The 17,882-nt window shown below is 74.5% G+C and carries 20 protein-coding genes; 9 read left to right on the top strand and 11 right to left on the bottom strand.

Annotated elements, in window-relative coordinates; translation table 11 throughout:
• Positions 1–19: 19 nt before the first annotated feature.
• Genes AB0910_RS18150 through AB0910_RS18140 form a run of 3 tightly spaced genes read left to right on the top strand, consistent with a single transcriptional unit; the run spans position 20 to position 2,143 of the window.
• Positions 20–940: a hypothetical protein gene (locus AB0910_RS18150; protein WP_366745600.1), complete on the top strand. Its 921-nt coding sequence runs from the start codon at positions 20–22 to the stop codon at positions 938–940.
• Positions 937–1,788 carry an alpha-L-glutamate ligase gene (locus tag AB0910_RS18145; RefSeq protein WP_366745599.1) on the top strand — a complete coding sequence of 284 codons (852 nt, stop codon included), beginning with the start codon at positions 937–939 and terminating at the stop codon, positions 1,786–1,788. Before AB0910_RS18150 ends, AB0910_RS18145 begins: the two co-directional genes overlap by 4 nt.
• Positions 1,789–1,819: 31 nt before the next feature.
• Positions 1,820–2,143, top strand: a complete 324-nt coding sequence (locus AB0910_RS18140) for a putative quinol monooxygenase (RefSeq protein ID WP_366745598.1) — start codon at positions 1,820–1,822, stop codon at positions 2,141–2,143.
• A 48-nt stretch (positions 2,144–2,191) separates the two neighbouring features.
• Here the strand turns inward: AB0910_RS18140 and AB0910_RS18135 are convergent, their stop codons facing one another.
• Together AB0910_RS18135 and AB0910_RS18130 are read right to left on the bottom strand one after the other, a co-directional pair.
• On the bottom strand, positions 2,192–2,368 hold the full coding sequence (locus AB0910_RS18135) for a hypothetical protein (RefSeq protein ID WP_366745597.1): 177 nt from the start codon (positions 2,366–2,368) through the stop codon (positions 2,192–2,194).
• 127 nt (positions 2,369–2,495) lie between these two features.
• A complete protein-coding gene (locus AB0910_RS18130) occupies positions 2,496–3,368 on the bottom strand; it encodes an undecaprenyl-diphosphate phosphatase (RefSeq protein ID WP_366745596.1) in 873 nt (290 codons plus the stop codon).
• 145 nt (positions 3,369–3,513) lie between these two features.
• Between AB0910_RS18130 and AB0910_RS18125 the strand changes: the two genes are divergently transcribed.
• On the top strand, positions 3,514–4,566 hold the full coding sequence (locus AB0910_RS18125; protein ID WP_366745595.1) for an enoyl-CoA hydratase/isomerase family protein: 1,053 nt from the start codon (positions 3,514–3,516) through the stop codon (positions 4,564–4,566).
• Between the two features lie 27 nt (positions 4,567–4,593).
• Here the strand turns inward: AB0910_RS18125 and AB0910_RS18120 are convergent, their stop codons facing one another.
• Positions 4,594–5,343, bottom strand: a complete 750-nt coding sequence (locus AB0910_RS18120; RefSeq protein ID WP_366745594.1) for a VTT domain-containing protein — start codon at positions 5,341–5,343, stop codon at positions 4,594–4,596.
• A 163-nt stretch (positions 5,344–5,506) separates the two neighbouring features.
• Between AB0910_RS18120 and AB0910_RS18115 the strand changes: the two genes are divergently transcribed.
• Entirely contained in the window at positions 5,507–6,361 is an 855-nt protein-coding gene (locus AB0910_RS18115; RefSeq protein ID WP_366745593.1) for a fused MFS/spermidine synthase, read from the top strand.
• On the opposite strand, the gene AB0910_RS18110 is transcribed toward AB0910_RS18115, so the two are convergent.
• Both AB0910_RS18110 and AB0910_RS18105 read right to left on the bottom strand, forming a co-directional pair.
• Positions 6,323–7,609: an MFS transporter gene (locus tag AB0910_RS18110; protein WP_366745592.1), complete on the bottom strand. Its 1,287-nt coding sequence runs from the start codon at positions 7,607–7,609 to the stop codon at positions 6,323–6,325. The genes AB0910_RS18115 and AB0910_RS18110 overlap by 39 nt on opposite strands.
• A gap of 85 nt (positions 7,610–7,694) precedes the next feature.
• Positions 7,695–8,786, bottom strand: coding sequence for a hypothetical protein (locus AB0910_RS18105; protein WP_366745591.1), 1,092 nt, complete (start codon positions 8,784–8,786; stop codon positions 7,695–7,697).
• A 176-nt stretch (positions 8,787–8,962) separates the two neighbouring features.
• Between AB0910_RS18105 and AB0910_RS18100 the strand changes: the two genes are divergently transcribed.
• Positions 8,963–9,631, top strand: a complete 669-nt coding sequence (locus AB0910_RS18100) for a DedA family protein (protein WP_366745590.1) — start codon at positions 8,963–8,965, stop codon at positions 9,629–9,631.
• 161 nt (positions 9,632–9,792) lie between these two features.
• Positions 9,793–11,013, top strand: coding sequence for a cytochrome P450 (locus tag AB0910_RS18095; protein ID WP_366745589.1), 1,221 nt, complete (start codon positions 9,793–9,795; stop codon positions 11,011–11,013).
• A gap of 30 nt (positions 11,014–11,043) precedes the next feature.
• Here the strand turns inward: AB0910_RS18095 and AB0910_RS18090 are convergent, their stop codons facing one another.
• From AB0910_RS18090 to AB0910_RS18070, 5 genes are read right to left on the bottom strand one after another with little or no spacing between them, the layout of a single operon-like run.
• Positions 11,044–12,309, bottom strand: a complete 1,266-nt coding sequence (locus AB0910_RS18090; RefSeq protein ID WP_366745588.1) for a cytochrome P450 — start codon at positions 12,307–12,309, stop codon at positions 11,044–11,046.
• Positions 12,306–12,920, bottom strand: a complete 615-nt coding sequence (locus AB0910_RS18085) for an ATP/GTP-binding protein (RefSeq protein ID WP_366745587.1) — start codon at positions 12,918–12,920, stop codon at positions 12,306–12,308. Before AB0910_RS18085 ends, AB0910_RS18090 begins: the two co-directional genes overlap by 4 nt.
• Positions 12,901–13,260 carry a DUF742 domain-containing protein gene (locus tag AB0910_RS18080; protein ID WP_366745586.1) on the bottom strand — a complete coding sequence of 120 codons (360 nt, stop codon included), beginning with the start codon at positions 13,258–13,260 and terminating at the stop codon, positions 12,901–12,903. Before AB0910_RS18080 ends, AB0910_RS18085 begins: the two co-directional genes overlap by 20 nt.
• Positions 13,257–13,673 carry a roadblock/LC7 domain-containing protein gene (locus AB0910_RS18075; RefSeq protein WP_366745585.1) on the bottom strand — a complete coding sequence of 139 codons (417 nt, stop codon included), beginning with the start codon at positions 13,671–13,673 and terminating at the stop codon, positions 13,257–13,259. The genes AB0910_RS18080 and AB0910_RS18075 overlap by 4 nt, the downstream gene beginning before the upstream one ends.
• Before the next feature lie 8 nt (positions 13,674–13,681).
• Complete coding sequence (locus tag AB0910_RS18070; RefSeq protein ID WP_366745584.1) at positions 13,682–15,349, bottom strand: ATP-binding protein; 1,668 nt, start codon at positions 15,347–15,349, stop codon at positions 13,682–13,684.
• Positions 15,350–15,560: 211 nt separating this feature from the next.
• Here AB0910_RS18070 and AB0910_RS18065 point away from each other — a divergent pair, with 211 nt between their 5' ends.
• Positions 15,561–16,289: an acyltransferase gene (locus AB0910_RS18065; RefSeq protein WP_366745679.1), complete on the top strand. Its 729-nt coding sequence runs from the start codon at positions 15,561–15,563 to the stop codon at positions 16,287–16,289.
• A gap of 7 nt (positions 16,290–16,296) precedes the next feature.
• Here the strand turns inward: AB0910_RS18065 and AB0910_RS18060 are convergent, their stop codons facing one another.
• A complete protein-coding gene (locus AB0910_RS18060) occupies positions 16,297–17,172 on the bottom strand; it encodes an EamA family transporter (protein WP_366745583.1) in 876 nt (291 codons plus the stop codon).
• Between the two features lie 118 nt (positions 17,173–17,290).
• On the opposite strand from AB0910_RS18060, the gene AB0910_RS18055 reads away from it, so the two are divergent.
• Positions 17,291–17,860 carry an XRE family transcriptional regulator gene (locus AB0910_RS18055; protein ID WP_366745582.1) on the top strand — a complete coding sequence of 190 codons (570 nt, stop codon included), beginning with the start codon at positions 17,291–17,293 and terminating at the stop codon, positions 17,858–17,860.
• Positions 17,861–17,882: the final 22 nt, after the last annotated feature.

Raw genomic sequence — 17,882 nt, 5'->3', positions numbered from 1 at the left:
GACTTACGGGGTTGGACGGATGAGGCTCTGCTTTCTGGTGGAGGAGCAGTACCGACACGACGGCATGCCCGTCGAGGTGATGGGCCGTCTGACGGACTGGGGGCACCGGGTGGACGTGGTGCGGCCCGGCAGCTCGCTCGTGCCGGTCTCCGAGGCGGTGCGCGCGGGCAGCCACGACGCCTGGGTGCTCAAGACCGTGTCGGGCGGCCCCGGGCTCACCCTGCTCGAAGCGGCCGCCGCCGTCGGCCTCACCACGGTCAACGACGCCCGCGCCATCCGCGGCGTACGGGACAAGGCGCTGGCCGCCGCGATCGGGCGCAGCCGCGGACTGCCGGTCCCCGTCACCTGGGCGGCGGCCCGCTGGCAGACGCTGGCGGAGATCCCGGCCGCCGAGTTCCCGCTGGTCGTCAAGCCCGCCGCCGGCAGCTCAGGCCGCGGCGTGCACCTCGTGAGGACCCAGGAGCGGCTGCGCGAACTGGCCGCGAACCGCGCCGACGAGGGCCTGCTGATCGCCCAGCCGTACGTGCGCAACCCGGGCACCGACCTCAAGGTGTACTCCGTCGCAGGGGAGCTCTACGCCACCGAGCGCGCCTCGCCGCTGCACCCGGCGCGCACCGCGCCCGAGCGCCGGGTGGCGCTGCCGCGCGAGGTCGCGGCGATCGCCGCGCGGGTCGGCGAGGTGTACGGGCTCGACCTGTACGGCCTCGACGTGCTGCTCGGGCCCGACGGGCCCGTGGTGGTCGACGTCAACGACTTCCCGAGCTTCCGCCAGGTGCCCGACGCCGCCTCCCGGGTGGCCAGGGCCGTGCTGCGCCTGGCCCGCGCCGGCGGGGCCGCCGGGCCGACGCCCGCCGTGCCGCCAGGGCCCGTGACGGCGGCGCAGCCCGGACCCGTGCCGATGCCCGTGCAGATACCCGTGACCGCGGGCGAGGACAGGTGAGGATCGGCCTGATCACCCCGCGCCCCGGCCATCCGCTGCTCGCGGGCGCCACGGCCCTGCTCGCGCCGCGCCACGAGGTCCGGTGGCTCGACCCGGGGCGCGCCGCGCACGACATCGGCCCGCTCGCCGACGTGTACCTGCTCAAGGCGCGCACCCCCGGGGCCGTCGCGCTCGCCCGGAAGCTGGAGGAGCGCGGGGCGCCCGTGCTCAACACCGCTGCGGCGACCGGGCTGTGCCAGGACCGGGAGGCCATGGCCGCGCTCGCCCGCGAATTCCTGCTGCCCTTCGCGCCGACGAGGTCCGCGGCCTCGCTGGCCGCAGCGGCGGCCGAGCCCGGCCTCCCTTACCCGCTGGTGGTCAAGAGCCGCCGCAGCCGCGGGGGCGACCTGGTGGCCCTGGCCGCCACGCCGTCGGCGCTGCGCGCGCTGCTGCCCCGGTGGCGCGACGAGCCGGTCGTCGTCCAGCCGTACACCCTGGGCGACGGCTGGGACCACAAGGTGTGGGTGATCGGCGGCCGCCTCTTCACGGCACGGCGCCGCTCGGAGCTGGCCAACCCGCACCCCGCCCCGCCGCCCGGCGCCCTGCCGCCCGGATGGGACGCGGTGGCGCTGCGCGTCGGCGAGGTCTTCGCGCTCGACGTGTACGGGGTGGACATGATCGACGCGGGCGGCGGGGCGCCGCTGGTCGTGGACGTCAACGCCTTCCCCGGCGCGCGGGGCCGTCCCGGCGCGCCCGCCGCGCTCGCCGCACTGGCGCTGCGCGCCGCCGCGGAGGGCGCGGCGGGGGAGCGTGCCTGGCGGCGCACGAGCGGCGCGGACGGCCCGCACCTTGGCACGCAGGGGGCCTGACGCGGTGTGCCGTCCTCATTACAATGTCGGGATGATCTTCATTACCGTCAAGTTCCCGGTGAAGCCCGAACATGCCGACGCCTGGCCGGAGAAGGTGGCCGACTTCACGGCCGCGACGCGCGCCGAGCCCGGCAACCTCTGGTTCGAGTGGTCCCGCAGCCTTGAGGACCCGAACACCTACGTGCTGGTCGAGGCGTTCAAGGACGACGCGGCGGCCGCCCATGTGAACTCGGACCACTTCAAGGCAGCCATCGCGACGATGCGGCCCCTGGTGAGCCGCACGCCGGACATCGTCAGCACCACGATCGAGGGTGCGACGGGGTGGAGCGCGATGGGCGAGCTGACGATCGACTGACCGAGGGACCCCGCAGGCGCCGGCCGGGGCCGCGCCCCGGCCGGACCGTCAGGCGGCGCTCTCGACGTGGCCGACCGCTGCGGCCCACTCCAGCAGCAGGACCTCGTACGCCTCGGCGGGCCAGGTCCCGTCGGCCGCATCGACCAGCGCGCGGATGCGCTCGTTGGTCGCCGCGGCGTCGGACACCCTGCGGGGCGAGGCCGAGGTGGCGGAGGACTTGGACATGCGACCAGCTTAAAACCCCATCACGCCGATCGTGACCGTTCTGTGAGCGTTCTTGGTCACACGCCGAGACGGAACAGTGCTGTGCGTCACGTCGAAACGAAGCAACCCCAGGGGCCTCCGAGCCGTCTCAGGCCGCCGACTCTCCCGCGTGCGGACTGAGCGTGTCCGTGCTGACGAGGAAGAACAGCGCGACCCCCAGCGCGATGCGGTACACCACGAACGGCATGAAGGACCGGGACGAGATGAACCGCATGAACCACGCGATCACCGCGTACCCCGAGGCGAAGGCGATCAGCGTCGCCAGCAGCGTGGGCCCCCAGGCCACGTGCCCGCCGCCCGCGTCCTTCAGCTCGTACACCCCGGAGGCGAGCACCGCGGGCATCGCGAGCAGGAACGAGTACCGCGCCGCCGACTCCCGCGTGTACCCCATCAGCAGGCCGCCCGAGATGGTCGCGCCCGACCGCGACACCCCGGGCACCAGCGCGAGCGCCTGGCAGCAGCCGTAGACCAGGCCGTCCCTGACCCCCAGGTCGCGCAGGTCCTTGCGGGCCCGTACGGCGCGGTGCCTGCCGCCGCGCTCGTCCCTGGCGGCCAGCCGGTCGGCGACGCCCAGCACGACGCCCATCACCACCAGCGTCGCCGCGATGAGGCGCAGGTCACGGAAGGGGCCCTCGATCTGGTCCTTGAGCGTGACGCCCAGCACGCCGATCGGCAGCGAGCCCACGATCACCAGCCAGCCCGTTCTGGCATCGTGGTCGGCCTGCATCGACCGGTCCGCCAGGGACCGCGCCCAGGCGGACACGATCCGCGCGATGTCCTTCCTGAAGAAGATCAGCACCGCGGCCTCCGTGCCGATCTGGGTGACAGCGGTGAACGCGGCCCCCGGGTCGTGCCACCCGGCGAACGCGGCCGTCAGCCGCAGGTGCGCGCTGGACGAGACGGGGAGGAACTCGGTGAGCCCCTGGACGAGTCCGAGGACCACGGATGCCAACCAGGACATGGGAAAGCCAGCCGCCAAGGGTCGAGGTGCGGGAGGACCGGTGGAAGCAGCAGCGTACCGTTTGTAAAGGAAATGCAATGTCGCACCTCGGTACCGGCGTTCGCGACCGGGGCCGGGGTGCCCGAGGCGAGGAACCACCCGCACCATGGCGCCAGAAGATCCGGTACTGCTCGGCAGGACGGGCCACGCGGCCCTGCTCACCCTCAACAGGCCGCGCGCGCTCAACGCGCTCACCCACCGGATGGTCGGCCTCGTCGACGAGGCACTGACCGCGTGGGAGCACGACGGCACCGTGCGCGCCGTCGTCGTCAGGGGAGCGGGCGAGCGCGGCCTGTGCGCGGGCGGCGACATCCGCGCGGTGCGCGAGGACGCGCTGGCCGGCGGCGCGGCGTCCCCCGCGTTCTGGCGCGACGAGTACCGGCTCAACGCGCGCATCGCCCGCTACCCCAAGCCCTATGTCGCCTTCATGGACGGCATCGTGATGGGCGGCGGCGTCGGCATCTCCGCCCACGGCGGCCTGCGCGTCGTCACCGAGCGCTCCCGCGTCGCCATGCCGGAGACCGGCATCGGCCTCGTCCCCGACGTCGGCGGCACGTTCCTGCTGTCCCGCGCGCCCGGCGAGCTCGGCACCCATCTCGCCCTGACCGGCGAGGCGGTGGGCGCGTCCGACGCCGTGCTGTGCGGGCTCGCCGACCACGTCGTGCGCTCGGCCGACCTGCCGGCGCTCACCGAGGCCCTCGGCGGGACCACGCCGCGCCAGGCGGTGCGCGCGTTCGCCGCAGAGCCCGCGGAAGGCAGCCTCGCCGCACGCCGCGACTGGATCGACGCCTGCTACGCCTGCGACGACGTGGAGGAGATCGTGGCCCGTCTCACAGGACACGGCGACCCCGCGGCGAAGGAGGCGGCGGAGACGCTCCTCACCCGCTCGCCCACCGCGCTCAAGGCGACGCTCGCCGTGCTCCGCGCGGCCCGCGCGCTGCCCTCCCTGGAGGCCGCGCTCGACGCCGAGTACCGGGCGTCCTGCGCCGCGCTCGCCCTGCCCGACCTGCCCGAGGGCGTCCGCGCCCAGATCGTCGACAAGGACCGCAGGCCCCGCTGGTCCCCTGCGTCCCTGCGCGAGGTCGAAGCGGCCGACGTCGCGCGCTTCTTCCAGGAGCCGGCCGGCGGCGGGCTCGGCCTCGCCGCGGCCCTCGGCTGAGCCGCGCGGTGCGGGCCCGCGCGCCGGTCAGGCGCCCGTGCGCGGCGGCCCGCCGTCGCCGTGGGCCCGCGCCGCAGCGCCGAGCCTGTGCCGCTTGCGCCAGGCGACGACGCACGCCACGGCGGCCGAGACCGCGATGAACGCCGTCGCCGCCACGAAGGCCGGCGAGGCCGGCGAGGCGGCCGTCGAGCCCGCCACCACGTACGCCGCCGTGTTCGGCACCGAGCCGAGCCCGGTGGCGACGAGGAACGAGGGCCACCTCATCCGCGAGACGGCCGCGCCGTAGTTGACCGCCGCGAACGGCACCCCCGGGAACAGCCGCAGCGCCAGCATCGACCGGAAGCCGTACCGGCTCATCAGGCCGTCGGCCGCCGTCAGCCAGCGGCCCCGCACGAGCGGGCGCAGCGCGCCCTGCCCGAGCACCCGCCCGAGGCCGAAGGCGATCCCCGCGGCGAGCACCGTGCCCGCGATCGCCGCCGCCAGCCCCGCCGCGGTACCGAGCAGCGCGCCCGCCGCCGCGTTCAGCAGCGGCCGCGGCGCGAAGGCCGCGGCGCACAGCCCGTACACCGCGGCGAACAGCGCGGCGGCGAGCAGCCGGTCGGCGGGCGCCGCGCCGCCGCCCGACAGCAGGTGCTGCGGCCGGTAGACCGCCACGAGCGCGGCGGCCGCCCCCAACACCGCGACCAGCAGCGCGAAACGGCCCCACGGGGACAGCAGTCCGTGCAGGACCCGCGAGGACGCGCGGGCCGGTGCGGGCCGGGAAGCGGTGTCGAGCACGCCCGGAGACTAGCCGACCCGTCCCCGCGCGCGCCGCAGTGCGCCCGCGGAAAGACGCCTGGCGCGGGCCGAAATCCGCTCGACGCGGACCCTGCCCGCCGCAGGACGGCCCGACGCATGGTCCGGTACGCCGCCCCCGCACCGCCTCCGGGACAATGGGGCGGTGAGCGAAGCGACAGAGCCGGTACCCGTGACGCGCGCCGTGGACTCCGGCACCGCGCGCCTGCTGCCCGACGTGGACGGCGGGCGCGCCTGGCTGCTCACCGTCGACGGCGCGCCGCAGTCCTACGTGGACCTCGACGACCCCGGGCACCTGGAGTTCGAGTACGTGCGGCGCATCGCCCACGTCCTGGACACCGCCGCGCCAGGGCGCGCGCCGCTCGCCGTACTCCACCTCGGCGGCGGCGGCCTCACCCTGCCCCGCTACGTCGCCGCCACCAGGCCGGGCTCGGCCCAGGACGTCGTCGAGGCGGACGCGGGGCTCCTCGCCCTCGTCGCCGAGCACCTGCCGGTGCCGGACGGCGCAGGCATCGCCGTCCACCACGCGGACGCCAGGCGGTGGCTCGCCGAGGCGCCGGCGGGCAGCGCCGACGCCGTGGTGGCGGACGTGTTCGGCGGCTCGCGCGTGCCCGCGCACGTGACCTCGGTGGAGTTCGCGGCAGAGGCGGCCAGGGTGCTGCGGCCCGGCGGCATCTGTGTGGCCAACCTCGCAGACAGCGCCCCCTTCCCCTTCCTCCGCTCCCAACTCGCCACCTACCGCGAGGTGTTCGCAAAGATCGCGCTCGTCGCCGAGCCCTCGGTGCTGCGCGGCAGGCGCTTCGGCAACGCGGTGCTCGTCGCGTCGGACGCGCCGCTCGACACCGCGGCGCTGGCCCGCAGGACGGCGGCGGACGCCTTTCCCGCACGGGTCGAGGAGGGCGCGGCGCTGCGCCGCTTCACCGGCCTTGCCGCGCCCGTGCGCGACGCGGCGGCGCAGCCCTCACCCCGCCCGCCCGACGGGGCCTTCAGCATCGGCTGAGGCCGCGGGCCCCGGCACGGCGGGAAGCCCGCCACGGGCGGGCGCGCCAGCCTCGCGCCGCGCGATGCGGCGCACATCCGGCACGCACAGCACGGCCGCGGTCAGCAGCACCACGCACCCCGCCGCGCCCCACAGCGCCGCACCCCGGCCGAACGCGCCCTGCGCAGGCCCCGCGAGCGCCGTCGCCACCGGCACAAGGGCCAACGACCCGAGCCAGTCGTACGACGAGACCCGCGACAGCTTCTCCTCCGGGATCTCCTGCTGGAGCGCGGTCATCCAGCCCACCCCGAACACCTCGACCGAAGCGCCCGCCACGAACATGGCCGCGGCGAGCACCGCCGCCGACACCGGCACGGCGAGCGCCATCAGCGGCAGCGCGAACGGGAAGACCCCGAGCGTCCCCGCGAGCAGCATCCTGCGCGGCTGCCACTTCGCCATCGCCAGCGCGCCGAGCACCGTGCCCGCGCCGAACGCCGCGTTCGCCGCTCCCCAGGGGCCCGCGCCGCCGTAGTGGTCCCGCGCGACGAGCGGCCCGTACACCGCCTCGCCGGCCACGGCCACGGCGTTGACGACGGAGAACTGCCCGACGACCGACCACAGCCAGGGCCGCGAGACGAACTCGCGCCAGCCGTCCCGCAGATCCGCGAACACACCGCCGCCCGGCGCCCGCGGCGGCACATGACTCAGGTCGAGGAACGACCGCAGCGCCCCCGCGACCAGGAAAGAGGCGGAGTCCACCACGAGCACCCAGCCGGGGCCCAGCCAGGCGACCAGCGCCCCGCCGAGCGCGGCGCCGCCGATCGTCGCCCCGTTGACCGCCATGCGGAAGACCGCGAAGGCGCGCCCTGCGCGTTCGGTCTCCACGCTCGACATCAGCATGCCCTCGGACGCGGGGCCGAACAGCGCCTGCCCCGTGCCGCCGAGCGCCGAGAGCACCGCCATGTGCCACAGCTGCGCGTGCCCGAGCAGCACGAGTGCGCCGAACGCGCCCTGCGACACGCAGTTCAGCGCGTTCGCCGCCACCATCACCCGGTGGCGCGGGACGCGGTCCGCCAGCGCCCCGCCCACCAGGACGAACAGCACCATCGGCAGAGTGCGGGCGGTGGCCACAAGGCCCACACCGCCCGCGCTGCCGCCGGCCGAGAGGACCGCGAAGGCGGAGGCGATCAGCGCACCCTGCGAGCCGAGCTGGGAGACGACGGCGGCGGTCGAGAGCAGCGCGTAGTTGCGGGAGGGGGGCCGGGGCACCCTGGGACTGTGGTGGACGGATCCCCCTTCCGCAACCGGGTTTCCGCGCCGCGCGCCGCGCGCTTCGCGCCGCCGCACCGAACCGTTACTGCACCGATCCTGCGGGCAGCCGCACCGTGCTGAGGACGCGCATCATCACCTTGTCGGACACCTCGTCCTTGACGCCGTGCGCCCCGTACATCACCCAGGTGGTGTAGTCGCCCTTGCCGTTGATGAAGGTGAAGGCGAGCGACTTGCCGTCGCTGTCGCACTTGCCGTGCTTGGTCAGCCCCTTGGTGGTGGCCGTCGCGTAGCTGCCCTTGAGCCCCGACGCCGTGGTGTACGGGGTCGCCTTGCTGACCTTGATCTTCCGGTGCACCGACGACTCCGGCTCGTGCTGGCCGTACGCGGCGAACGCCCAGGTCCCGGCCTCGGCGACGGCCGCGCTCCCGGTGTCCTTCGCACCCTTGCCGCCCTTCGTGCCGGCCGCCGCGAGCGCCGTGTCGTCGGTGCCGCCGCTCGACGACTTCGCCTCGCACCACTTCGGCTGGAGCTCCGCGGGCGCGGAGAACAGCGCGAGGGCGGAGCCGTCGCCCTTCTTCTCGTTGTCGAAGCCCTGGTAGGTGCCCGGCGAGTCCACGTTCCAGCTCGGCGGCACGTCGAACTCGGTGGCGTGCGTCGGATTCGTCACGACCTTCCACCCGGCGATCGTCGGCTTCGCCGCCACGCTGCCGCGCGGGTTGTCGGCGGGCGCGGAGGCCGGGGCCGAGGCGGGCGCCGACGGCTCCGCCGGCTTCTTGTCCGCGGCGACCTGCGCGTGCGTGTCCTTCTTGTTGTCCACCACGAGATACGTGCTGACGCCCGCAGCCGCGAGGACCGCGACCGCGCAGCCCACCGCGATCAGCGTCGTGCGCCGCTTGCCGCCGCCCTGCGGCTTCTGCGGACCCTGCCCGCCGTACATCGGGACGGTCTGCTGCTGGTACGGGCCCTGCTGCTGCCCGTATCCGGGCTGCTGGGCGTAGGGCTGCTGCGCGTACCCCGGCTGCTGCCCGTACCCGTATCCGGGCTGCGGCTGCTGCTGGTACGGGCCCTGCTGCCCCGCAGGGCCGAAACCGGGCTGCTGAGGCGCCGGCTGCTGGTACGGATTCTGGTCCTGCGCGTTGTGCTCGCCCCCGGGCGGCTGCTGTCCTGGCCACATGGCCCACCACGATAGAGCCGCGGGGGCACCGGCGGCGCCCCCGCGGTGTCACGGTCCTGTCGCATCCTGTGTCAAGGACCGGCACGGGGTGAAATCCGGCCACGCCCGGAGGTCCCGTCGGAGCAGGTAGGCTGATCCGGCCAGGGCACGGGGGACATGAGCGGGAGGAACCTGCGTTGGACGTCCAGGGGTGGCTCGAGACCGTTCCTGCGGTGAGCATCTACCTGCTGGTGGCGATCGTCATCGGGGTGGAGAGCGTCGGCATCCCGCTGCCCGGCGAGATCGTCCTCGTCGCGGCGGCGCTGCTCGCCTCGCAGCACGGCCACATCGACCCCTATGTGCTCGCCGCGTGCGCCTCGGCGGGCGCGGTCGCCGGGGACTCCACGGGGTACGTCATCGGCCGCAGGGGCGGCAGACCGCTGCTGGCGTGGCTGGCCCGCAAGTTCCCCAGGCACTTCGGCGAGTCCCAGGTGGCCGTCGCCGAGCGGTCGTTCGAGAAGTGGGGCATGTGGGCCGTCTTCTTCGGCCGCTTCATCGCCCTGCTGCGGATCTTCGCAGGGCCGCTGGCCGGCGTGCTGAAGATGCCGTACTGGAAGTTCCTCATCGCCAACCTGCTGGGCGGCGTCGTCTGGGCCGGCGGCACGACCGTGGTCGTGTACGAGGTCGGCAAGGTCGCGGAGGACTGGCTGAAGCGGTTCTCCTACGCGGGGCTCGGCGTCGCCGTGCTGATCGGCCTCGCTTCGCTGCTGGTCGTCAGGCGGCGTACCAGGAAGGCCGCGCACAAGGCGGCGGCCGAGGCTGCGGCGGAGGAGACCGTTCCGGTCTCCACCGGCGCAGGCGACTGATCCCGGGCGCCGCCCCGCCGTCCCCTGGGCCTCCCGCGCCTCTCCCGTGACCCGAACCCTTCCCGCCAGGTGGCCAGGACTCGGCTGTCACCGGTCATTAACGGTCAATAGCCTGTCCTTCACGGACCGTTACCGGCCACCAGACGCGAGGGGCAGCCGCCATGGCACCACAGCAGATCCCCGACATCCTGTCGCCCGAGTTCGCCAGGGACCCGTACCCGGCCTACCGGACGATGCGCGAGGACGCCCCGCTGATCTGGCACGAAGCCACCCAGAGCTATCTGATCTCCCGGTACGGGGACGTCGAGCGCGCCTTCAAGGACCGGGACGCCGTCTTCACCACCGACAACTACGACTGGCAGATCGAGCCGGTGCACGGCACGACGATCCTCCAGCTCAGCGGGCGCGAGCACGCCGTGCGCAGGGCACTCGTCGCGCCCGCCTTCCGCGGCGCGGAGCTCCGGCAGAAGTTCCTGCCGGTGATCGAGCGCAACGCACGCGAGCTGATCGACGGCTTCCGGCACACCGGGTCCTTCGACCTGGTGGACGGCTTCGCCACCCGCTTCCCCGTCAACGTGATCGCGGACATGCTCGGCCTCGACAAGTCCGACCACCCGCGCTTCCACCGCTGGTACACCGCGGTCATCGCGTTCCTCGGCAACCTCTCGGGCGACCAGGAGGTCGCCGAGGCGGGGGCGCGCACCAGGACCGAGTTCGCCGAGTACATGATCCCGATCATCCACGCGCGCCGCGACCACCTCGGCGACGACCTGCTCTCCACCCTGTGCAGGGCCGAGGTCGACGGCGTGCGGATGAGCGACGAGGACATCAAGGCCTTCTGCAGCCTGCTGCTCGCCGCCGGCGGTGAGACCACCGACAAGGCCATCGCCTCGATCTTCGCCAACCTGCTGCTCCACCCCGAGCAGCTGGCCGCGGTGCGCGCCGACCGGAGCCTGATCGCGCGCGCCTTCGCCGAGACCCTGCGCTACACCCCGCCCGTCCACATGATCATGCGGCAGACGGCGAAGGAGGTCGAGGTCAGCGGCGGCACCATTCCGGCGGGCGCCACCGTGACCTGCCTGATAGGGGCCGCCAACCGGGACGCGGACCGCTACCGCGACCCCGACACCTTCGACATCTTCCGCGACGACCTGACGACCACGACCGCCTTCTCCGCCGCCGCCGACCACCTGGCGTTCGCGCTCGGCCGCCACTTCTGCGTCGGGGCCCTGCTCGCCAGGGCAGAGGTGGAGACAGCCGTCGACCAGCTGCTCGACGCCATGCCCGACGTACGGCTCGCGGACGGCTTCGACCCGGTCGAGCAGGGCGTGTTCACCCGCGGCCCGAAGTCCCTGCCCGTAATCTTCACCCCGTCGGCCTGACCGGGGCGCGGCAACGGTGCGGGCCCAGGCTCAGTGCAGCACCGGCGTGAAGCCGACCGGCAGGTCGGCGAGCCCCCGCATCCACACGGACGGCCGCCAGCGCAGCTCGTGCGGCTCCACGCCGAGCACCACGTCGGGCAGGTGCTCCATCAGCGTCTCCACCGCGGTCCGCGCGATCACGTCCGCCAGCTGCGGCGCGGGGAACGGGCAGCGGTGCTCGCCGTTGCTGAACGACAGGTGCGCCGAGTTCTCCGCCCCCGCAGGCCCCTCGGGCCACACCTGCGGGTCGGTGTTGGCGGCCGCGAAGCTCATCACCACGCAGTCGCCCGCCTTGATCTGCCGGCCGCCGAGCTGCGTGTCCCGCGCCGCCCACCGGCCGATGAAGTTCTGCGTCGGTGTGTCGAGCCACAGCACCTCGTTGAGCGCCTGCCCGACGCTGAGCTTGCCGCCGGCCACCGTGGTCGCGAACCGGTCGTCGGTGAGCAGCAGCCGCAGGGTGTTGCCGATCCAGTTGGCCGTGGGCTGCTGCGCCGCGGCGATGACCGTGATGACGTCCTGCACCACCGCCTCGTCGCCGAGCCCCGCGGGGTCGAGCAGCATCCGCGAGGTCACGTCGTCGCCCGGCGCCGCGCGCTTCTCCTTCACCAGCTGCTCGATGCGCGCCTGCACCCTGCCGTACGCGGCGACCGGGTCCTCGCCCTCGTGCGCGTCGAGCGAGAGCCGCAGGTCCCGTACGAGCTCCTCGGTGTCGAGGCCGCCCGCCGGCATGCCGCACAGCCGGACGACGGCGTGCATCGGCAGCGGGTGCGCGTACGACGCCATCAGCTCGGCCCGGCCGCTGCCGGCGAAGGCGGCGATCAGCACCTCCCCGATCTCCTGGCAGGCCGACGCCAGCTCCATCTGGTCGACGGCGTCGAGGGCCCGGCTGATCACCCCGGCCCGCAGCCGGTGCTCGTCCCCCTCCACGAACAGCACCGAGGGCTGGTGGCCGACGAACGGCAGCAGCGGCCAGTCGGCCGGGATGGCGTCCCACTGGTTCCAGCGCCGCGAGTCCCGCGCGAACAGCTCGTCGTGCCCGGTCACGTACGAGACCTCGTTGTAGCCGAGCACCAGCCACGCGGGGATGTCGTTGTCGAGCAGCACGGGCGCCACCGGGCCGTGGTCCCTGCGCAGCGACCTGTACAGCTCCGAGGGGGTCTGCTGGTAGGCGAGGCCGCTCAGCCTGACCCCCGTCGCACGGGCGGGGCAGCCGGCCGGCGGCCCGCCCTCGGCGAGCGGCGGTGCGGAGTCGGTCATGGGGTCATCTCCCGGGCCATGGCCAGTTCGTAGAGGTGGTCGACGAGGGTGATCAGGACGTGCTTGCCCGACGAGCGCACCCGCGCGTCGCAGTCGATCAGCGGCACGCCGTCGGAGAGTGAGAGCGCCTGCCTGATCTCGTCGAGCGAGAAGGACGACGTGTCGTCGTCGAAGCGGTTCACCGCGACGACGAACGGGGTCCTGTGGTGTTCGAGCCGGTCCACCGCGTACCAGGAGTCGCTCATGCGGCGGGTGTCGACCAGGACGACCGCGCCCAGCGTGCCCGAGAACAGCCGGTCCCACAGGAACCAGAAGCGCTCCTGCCCGGGCGCGCCGAACAGGTAGAGCACCATGCGCTCGTTGAGGCTGATGCGGCCGAAGTCGAACGCGACGGTCGTGGTGGTCTTGGCGACCACGCCGTCCGTCTCGTCGACGCCGACCCCGGCCTGCGTCATGACTTCCTCGGTGTTGAGCGGCCTGATCTCGCTCACCGAGCGGACCAGGGTGGTCTTGCCCACCCCGAAGCCACCCACCACGACGATTTTCAAGCCGGTCTCCGCCGCGTCGTCGAGCGGTGTGCGGCCTGGCAGTTCAGAGACTGCGGAGTCCATGGAGCACCTCCTTCAAGAGGACGGAGTCGGGCAGCGAGGCCGCGGGGCGCGAACCGTGCGGGTGGCGCGCGGTGATCCGGCCGGTCGCGTGCAGGTCGGCGAGGAGGATGCGGACCACCGTGACCGGCATCCGCAGCTCGGCGGCGACCTCCACGACGGCCGTGGGGTGGCGGCACAGGTCGAGGATGCGCACGTGCTCGGACTGGAGCCCCGCCGCCGGCTCGCTCTCGCTGACGATCAGGGTGACGAGGTCGAAGGCCGTGTCGTCGGCGCTGCTGCGGCCGCCCGTGACCATGTAGAGCCGGTCGGGGAAGCCGATGTCGACGGGGCGCCGCGTCATGACGCGGCGTGCTCGGCCGGGGTGCGGGGCTCCGCCCGCAGGTGGTCCCCGATCTGCTCGATCATCTCCGTCATCTGGTGCCCCACCATGCCCGCGTCCGCGCCGTCCTCCGCGATCACGGCCAGGTGGGCGCCGTCCCCCGCCTCCACGATGAACAGGAGGCCGCCGTGGAACTCCGTCATGGAGTGCCGCACCCCACCGCCGCCCCCGCCGAACTCGACGGACGCGCCCTGCGCGAGGGCCTGGATGCCCGAGCAGATGGCCGCGAGTTGGTCGGCCTGGTCGACGGTGAGATGGCGGCTCCAGCAGAGTTTGAGCCCGTCACGCGAGAGCACGAGGGCGTGCCGGGTCCCGGGGGTGCGCTCCAGCAGGTTCTCCAGGAGCCAGGTCAGGCTGCTGTCTGTGGTCTGCATGCGTGGTCTCACGATTCCTGAGAGGTGTCGGACGGTCCTTGCTGCGGGCGCTGCGAGCGGTGGAAGGCGCCGAACTGCTCGCCCGCGCCCCTGCCGGTGGCCGCCGTACGCGGCGGCGGCACGTCCTGGTGCCTGTCCCGGTCGGCGGCCGCCATGGTGCGCCCCGGCGGGCGCACCGGGAGGCCGCCGGGTGTGGCGACCCGCGGGCCGCCGCGGTACTGCGGAGACCCGCCGGCGGGGGCGGGCCTCGCGGGGGCCGGCGCGGCGACGGGTGCCGCCGCTGCCACGCTCTCGCGGACCGGCAGCTGCGGCGGCGCGTCCGCGGTGTCGTCGCTCTGGTGCTGCGCGATCAGCTGCGGCGGGATCAGCACGACGACGCCGGTGCCGCCGCGCGACGAGGGGCGGTAGTTGACGCTGATGCGGTACCGCTCGGCGAGGCGGCCGACCACGGCGAGGCCGAGCCGGGTGCTCTGGAGCTTCGAGAGGTCGTTGTGGCGGCCCGAGACGGCCCGCTCCGCGAGCTGCATCACCTGCGGCGCCATCTTGAGGCCGCTGTCCTCGACGGTCACGACGACGCCCGCGGTCCGCTCCTCGACGTAGACGTGCACCTCGTCGGTGGGCGGGGAGAAGTTGGCCGCGTTGTCGATCAGCTCGGCCAGCAGGTGGATCACGCCCTCGGCGGCGAAGCCGACGATCGCCGCCTCGCTCGGACAGTGCAGGCGTACCCGGCGGTACGCGGCGATCCGGCCCGCGGCGCCGCGCAGGATGCTCTCCATGCCGATCGGCTTGTTCCAGATCCGGCTGCCGCGGCCGCCGAGCAGGATGGCGAGCCGGTCGGTGAGGAGGCCGAGCTGCGAAGCGTTGTGGTCGAGCTTGAGCAGGTCGCCGAAGACCTCCTCGCCGTAACGATCCTCCATGTCGCGCAGGTCGGCGAGGATCGTGACGGCCTTCGCCTGCACCTGGCTGAGCGCCTTGGTGCCGGCCTTCTGCGCGACGAGCGCGCGCCGTTCGCCCACGGCGACCTCGCGGACGATCCGCTCCATCAGGTTGGCGAGGGCGGGGTCGTCGGGGCGCGGCGTCTCGCCGAGCACCGTGCCCGCGGAACTGCCCGTGCGCAGCCGGGCGATGGCGGGCGGCAGGGTCGTGTCGAGCAGGGTGTCGAGGCCGTCGGCCGCCTCCCGGGAGCGGCGCGCCAGCGCGTCCCGCTCGGTGGTCGCGGTCGCCGCGCGCCGCTCGCTGTCGGCGACCTCCGCCACGAAGACTTCGAGGACCCGGCGCAGCCGCTGGTCGGTCGGCGCCTGCACCGCGCCCAGGATCTCGTCGGGGGACGCCCCGCCCCTGGCCTTCTCGGCGGCGGCGGGCAGGGCGACCGTGACCAGGTGCGCGGCGTCCGCGTCCGCCGCGGCCAGCCGGGCGCCGAGCGTCGCGGCCTCGCCGCCCGCCTCGCGCGAGCGCCGGCGCGCGAGGCGCAGCAGCGCGGCGCCGCTCGCGCACGCGGCGGCGAGTACCAGCCAGCCGACCGCTGACGTGCCCACCACCCACCCGCGGGCCGGCCGCGGGGCGGCGGCCGAGACCGAGGCCGCGGCGACGGCGCCCGCCGCGAGCAGGGCCAGGGGGGCGAGTGACGACCGGGCCGGGTGCCGGCGGCGCGGTCTGGGGACGACAGGCACTGACATTCCGCGATCCCTCGGGGTTGGGTGCGCTCGGATGTGGCGGTCATGCAACCACGGGCGATCGGCCCTGTACGCCGGGAATGCACCGGGGCCACCCGTCGGGGGGAGTTCGTACCGGAACACGTGCGCGACGGATGGTGCGCGTGATAGACGCCCGGGGCCGGGGCGCGCGGCCGCCCTGGCGCGAGAGCTCCTCTACCGTGTGCCTGTGCGGATGAGCGAAAACGTGTACGCGGCGCTGACCGCCCCGGTGCGCCGCGCTGCGACGCGCGCGGTGCACCGGGGCTGGCGCCTGGTCCAGGAGGCGGGCGCCGTCACGGCAGGCCACCCGGGGCGGCTGCGGTTCCGGAGGATCGGCGAGGGCACCAGGCTGGCCTTTCCGCAGGGGACGGTGTTCGGCGAGCGGTGGATCGAGCTGGGCGACTACTGCGTGGTGGGGGAGCAGGTCACGCTGACGGCGGGGCTCGTGCCCGGCCTCGACCTCGGGCCCGACCCGTACGTCACGGTCGGCGACGGCGTGGTGATCGGCCGCGGCAGCCATGTCATCGCCGACACCCGGGTGACCATCGGCAGCGACACGTACTGCGGGCCGTACGTCTACATCACGACCACGAACCACAGCTACGACGACCCGGCCACCCCCGTGGGCAAGCAGTGGCCGCGCATCGCGCCGGTCGCCATAGGGCCGGGCTGCTGGCTCGGGACCGGCGCGGTGATCCTGCCGGGCGCGGTGCTCGGCAGGAACGTGGTGGTCGCCGCGGGCTCGGTCGTACGGGGCGACGTGCCGGACCACGCCGTGGTCGCCGGCGCCCCTGCCCGGGTCGTCCGCAGCTACGACCCCGCGGGCGGCTGGCAGCCGCCGCTGCGGACGCCGCCGCCCGTACCGGTCCAGGGCGGCGCGCCGCAGGAGGGCGGGCCGCCCGCCCGCGGCACCGGGGGCTGAGCGCCCGTCAGGGCACGGCGAGCAGCAGGGCGCCGGCCAGCGCGAGCCCGGCGCCAGCTGCCTGCACCGTGCGCAGCCGCTCGCCGAGGACGCCACGCGCCGTCAGCGCGGTGACGACCGGATAGACGGAGGCGAGCACGGCGGCGACGGTGACGGGGCCGCTGTGGGCCGCGACGCTGTACGTGCCGTTGGCCGCGACGTCGGCGAGCCCGACGAGGGCGAGCGCGGGCAGCGCGGCGAGCAGGGTCCGCGCCCCGGCGCCCTCCGGCCCCTCGGGCAGGACGGCGGCGCCGCGCCTGCGTGCCGCCCACAGCGCGCCGCCGCCGACCGCGACATTGGTGACGCGCTGCGTGAACAGCGCGAGGAACAGGCCGGGCACCGTGGACGACGCCTCCGAGATCAGCGCCATCACCGCGCCGAACCCGAGCGCCGCGAGGAGGGTGAGCGCCAGGACGCCGCGCCGCACCTGCGCGCCCCGCAGCTCGGGGCCGCCCGCGAGGACGACGCCCGCGACGGCGACGCCCGCCCCCGCGAGCTGGACGAGCCCGGGGCGCTCGCCGACCGCGATGCCGACAGCGACCGGCACGGCGACGCCCAGCGACCCGAGCGGCGAGACCACGCCCATCGGGCCGAGCGCGAGGGCCCGGTAGAAGCAGAGCATGGCGGCGGGGCCGACCGCGCCGGCCGCGACCGCGTACCAGAGGCGGGCGTCGGCCGTGGTCCAGGCGCCGGTGGCCGCGACGACGGCGCCGAGCACGACGACCGTGACCGCCTGGGAGGCGACGACGACCGTGAGGGCGGGGACGCGGCGCGTGAGGAGCCCGCCGCCGAAGTCGGCGAAGCCGATGAGCAGGCTGGTGGTCAGGGCGAACAGAACGCTCATCGCGCCTCGAAGTACAGTGTGGTGCACGATGAGGTGCACTGCGGAGGACCGGCTGGACGCCGTCCACCATAGTGCAGTCTCCTGCCCTGTCTAGTCGAATGTATTGGACTGACTCGTCGTGGACCTCGACCAGCTCACCCAGGCGCTCGCCCGCAACCTCAAACACTGGCGCGCCGACCGGGGGCTCACCCTCGACGCCCTCGCCGAGCGCGCGTCCGTCAGCCGCGGCATGATCATCCAGATCGAGCAGGCGCGCACCAACCCCAGCGTCGGCACCACCGTCAAGCTCGCCGACGCGCTCGGCGTCAGCATCGCCACCCTGCTCGACTTCGAGCACGGCCCGCAGGTCCGCGTCGTCCCCCGCGAGCAGGCCGTGCGCATGTGGTCCACCCCCGCGGGCAGCCAGGCCACCCTGCTCGTCGGCGGCGAGGGCGAGGGCCCGCGCGAACTGTGGTCCTGGACCCTGATGCCGGGCGACGAGAGCACCTCGGAGGCGCACCCGCCCGCCACCACGGAACTCCTCCACGTCACGGCCGGGGTGCTCACCCTCCTCGTGGACGGCACCGGCCACACCGTGCCGGCGGGCAGCTCGGCCGCCTTCGAGGCGAACGTCCCGCACGGCTACCGCAACGACGGCGCCGAACGGGTCGAGCTGATGATGTCCGTGTCCGTCCCCGCGCTGCGCTGAACCCCCGGCGGGGCCACGGCCC

The sequence above is a fragment of the Streptomyces sp. NPDC047002 genome (assembly GCF_040704505.1).
GTDB lineage: Bacteria > Actinomycetota > Actinomycetes > Streptomycetales > Streptomycetaceae > Streptomyces.
This window is presented reverse-complemented; position numbering and strand designations above follow the sequence as displayed.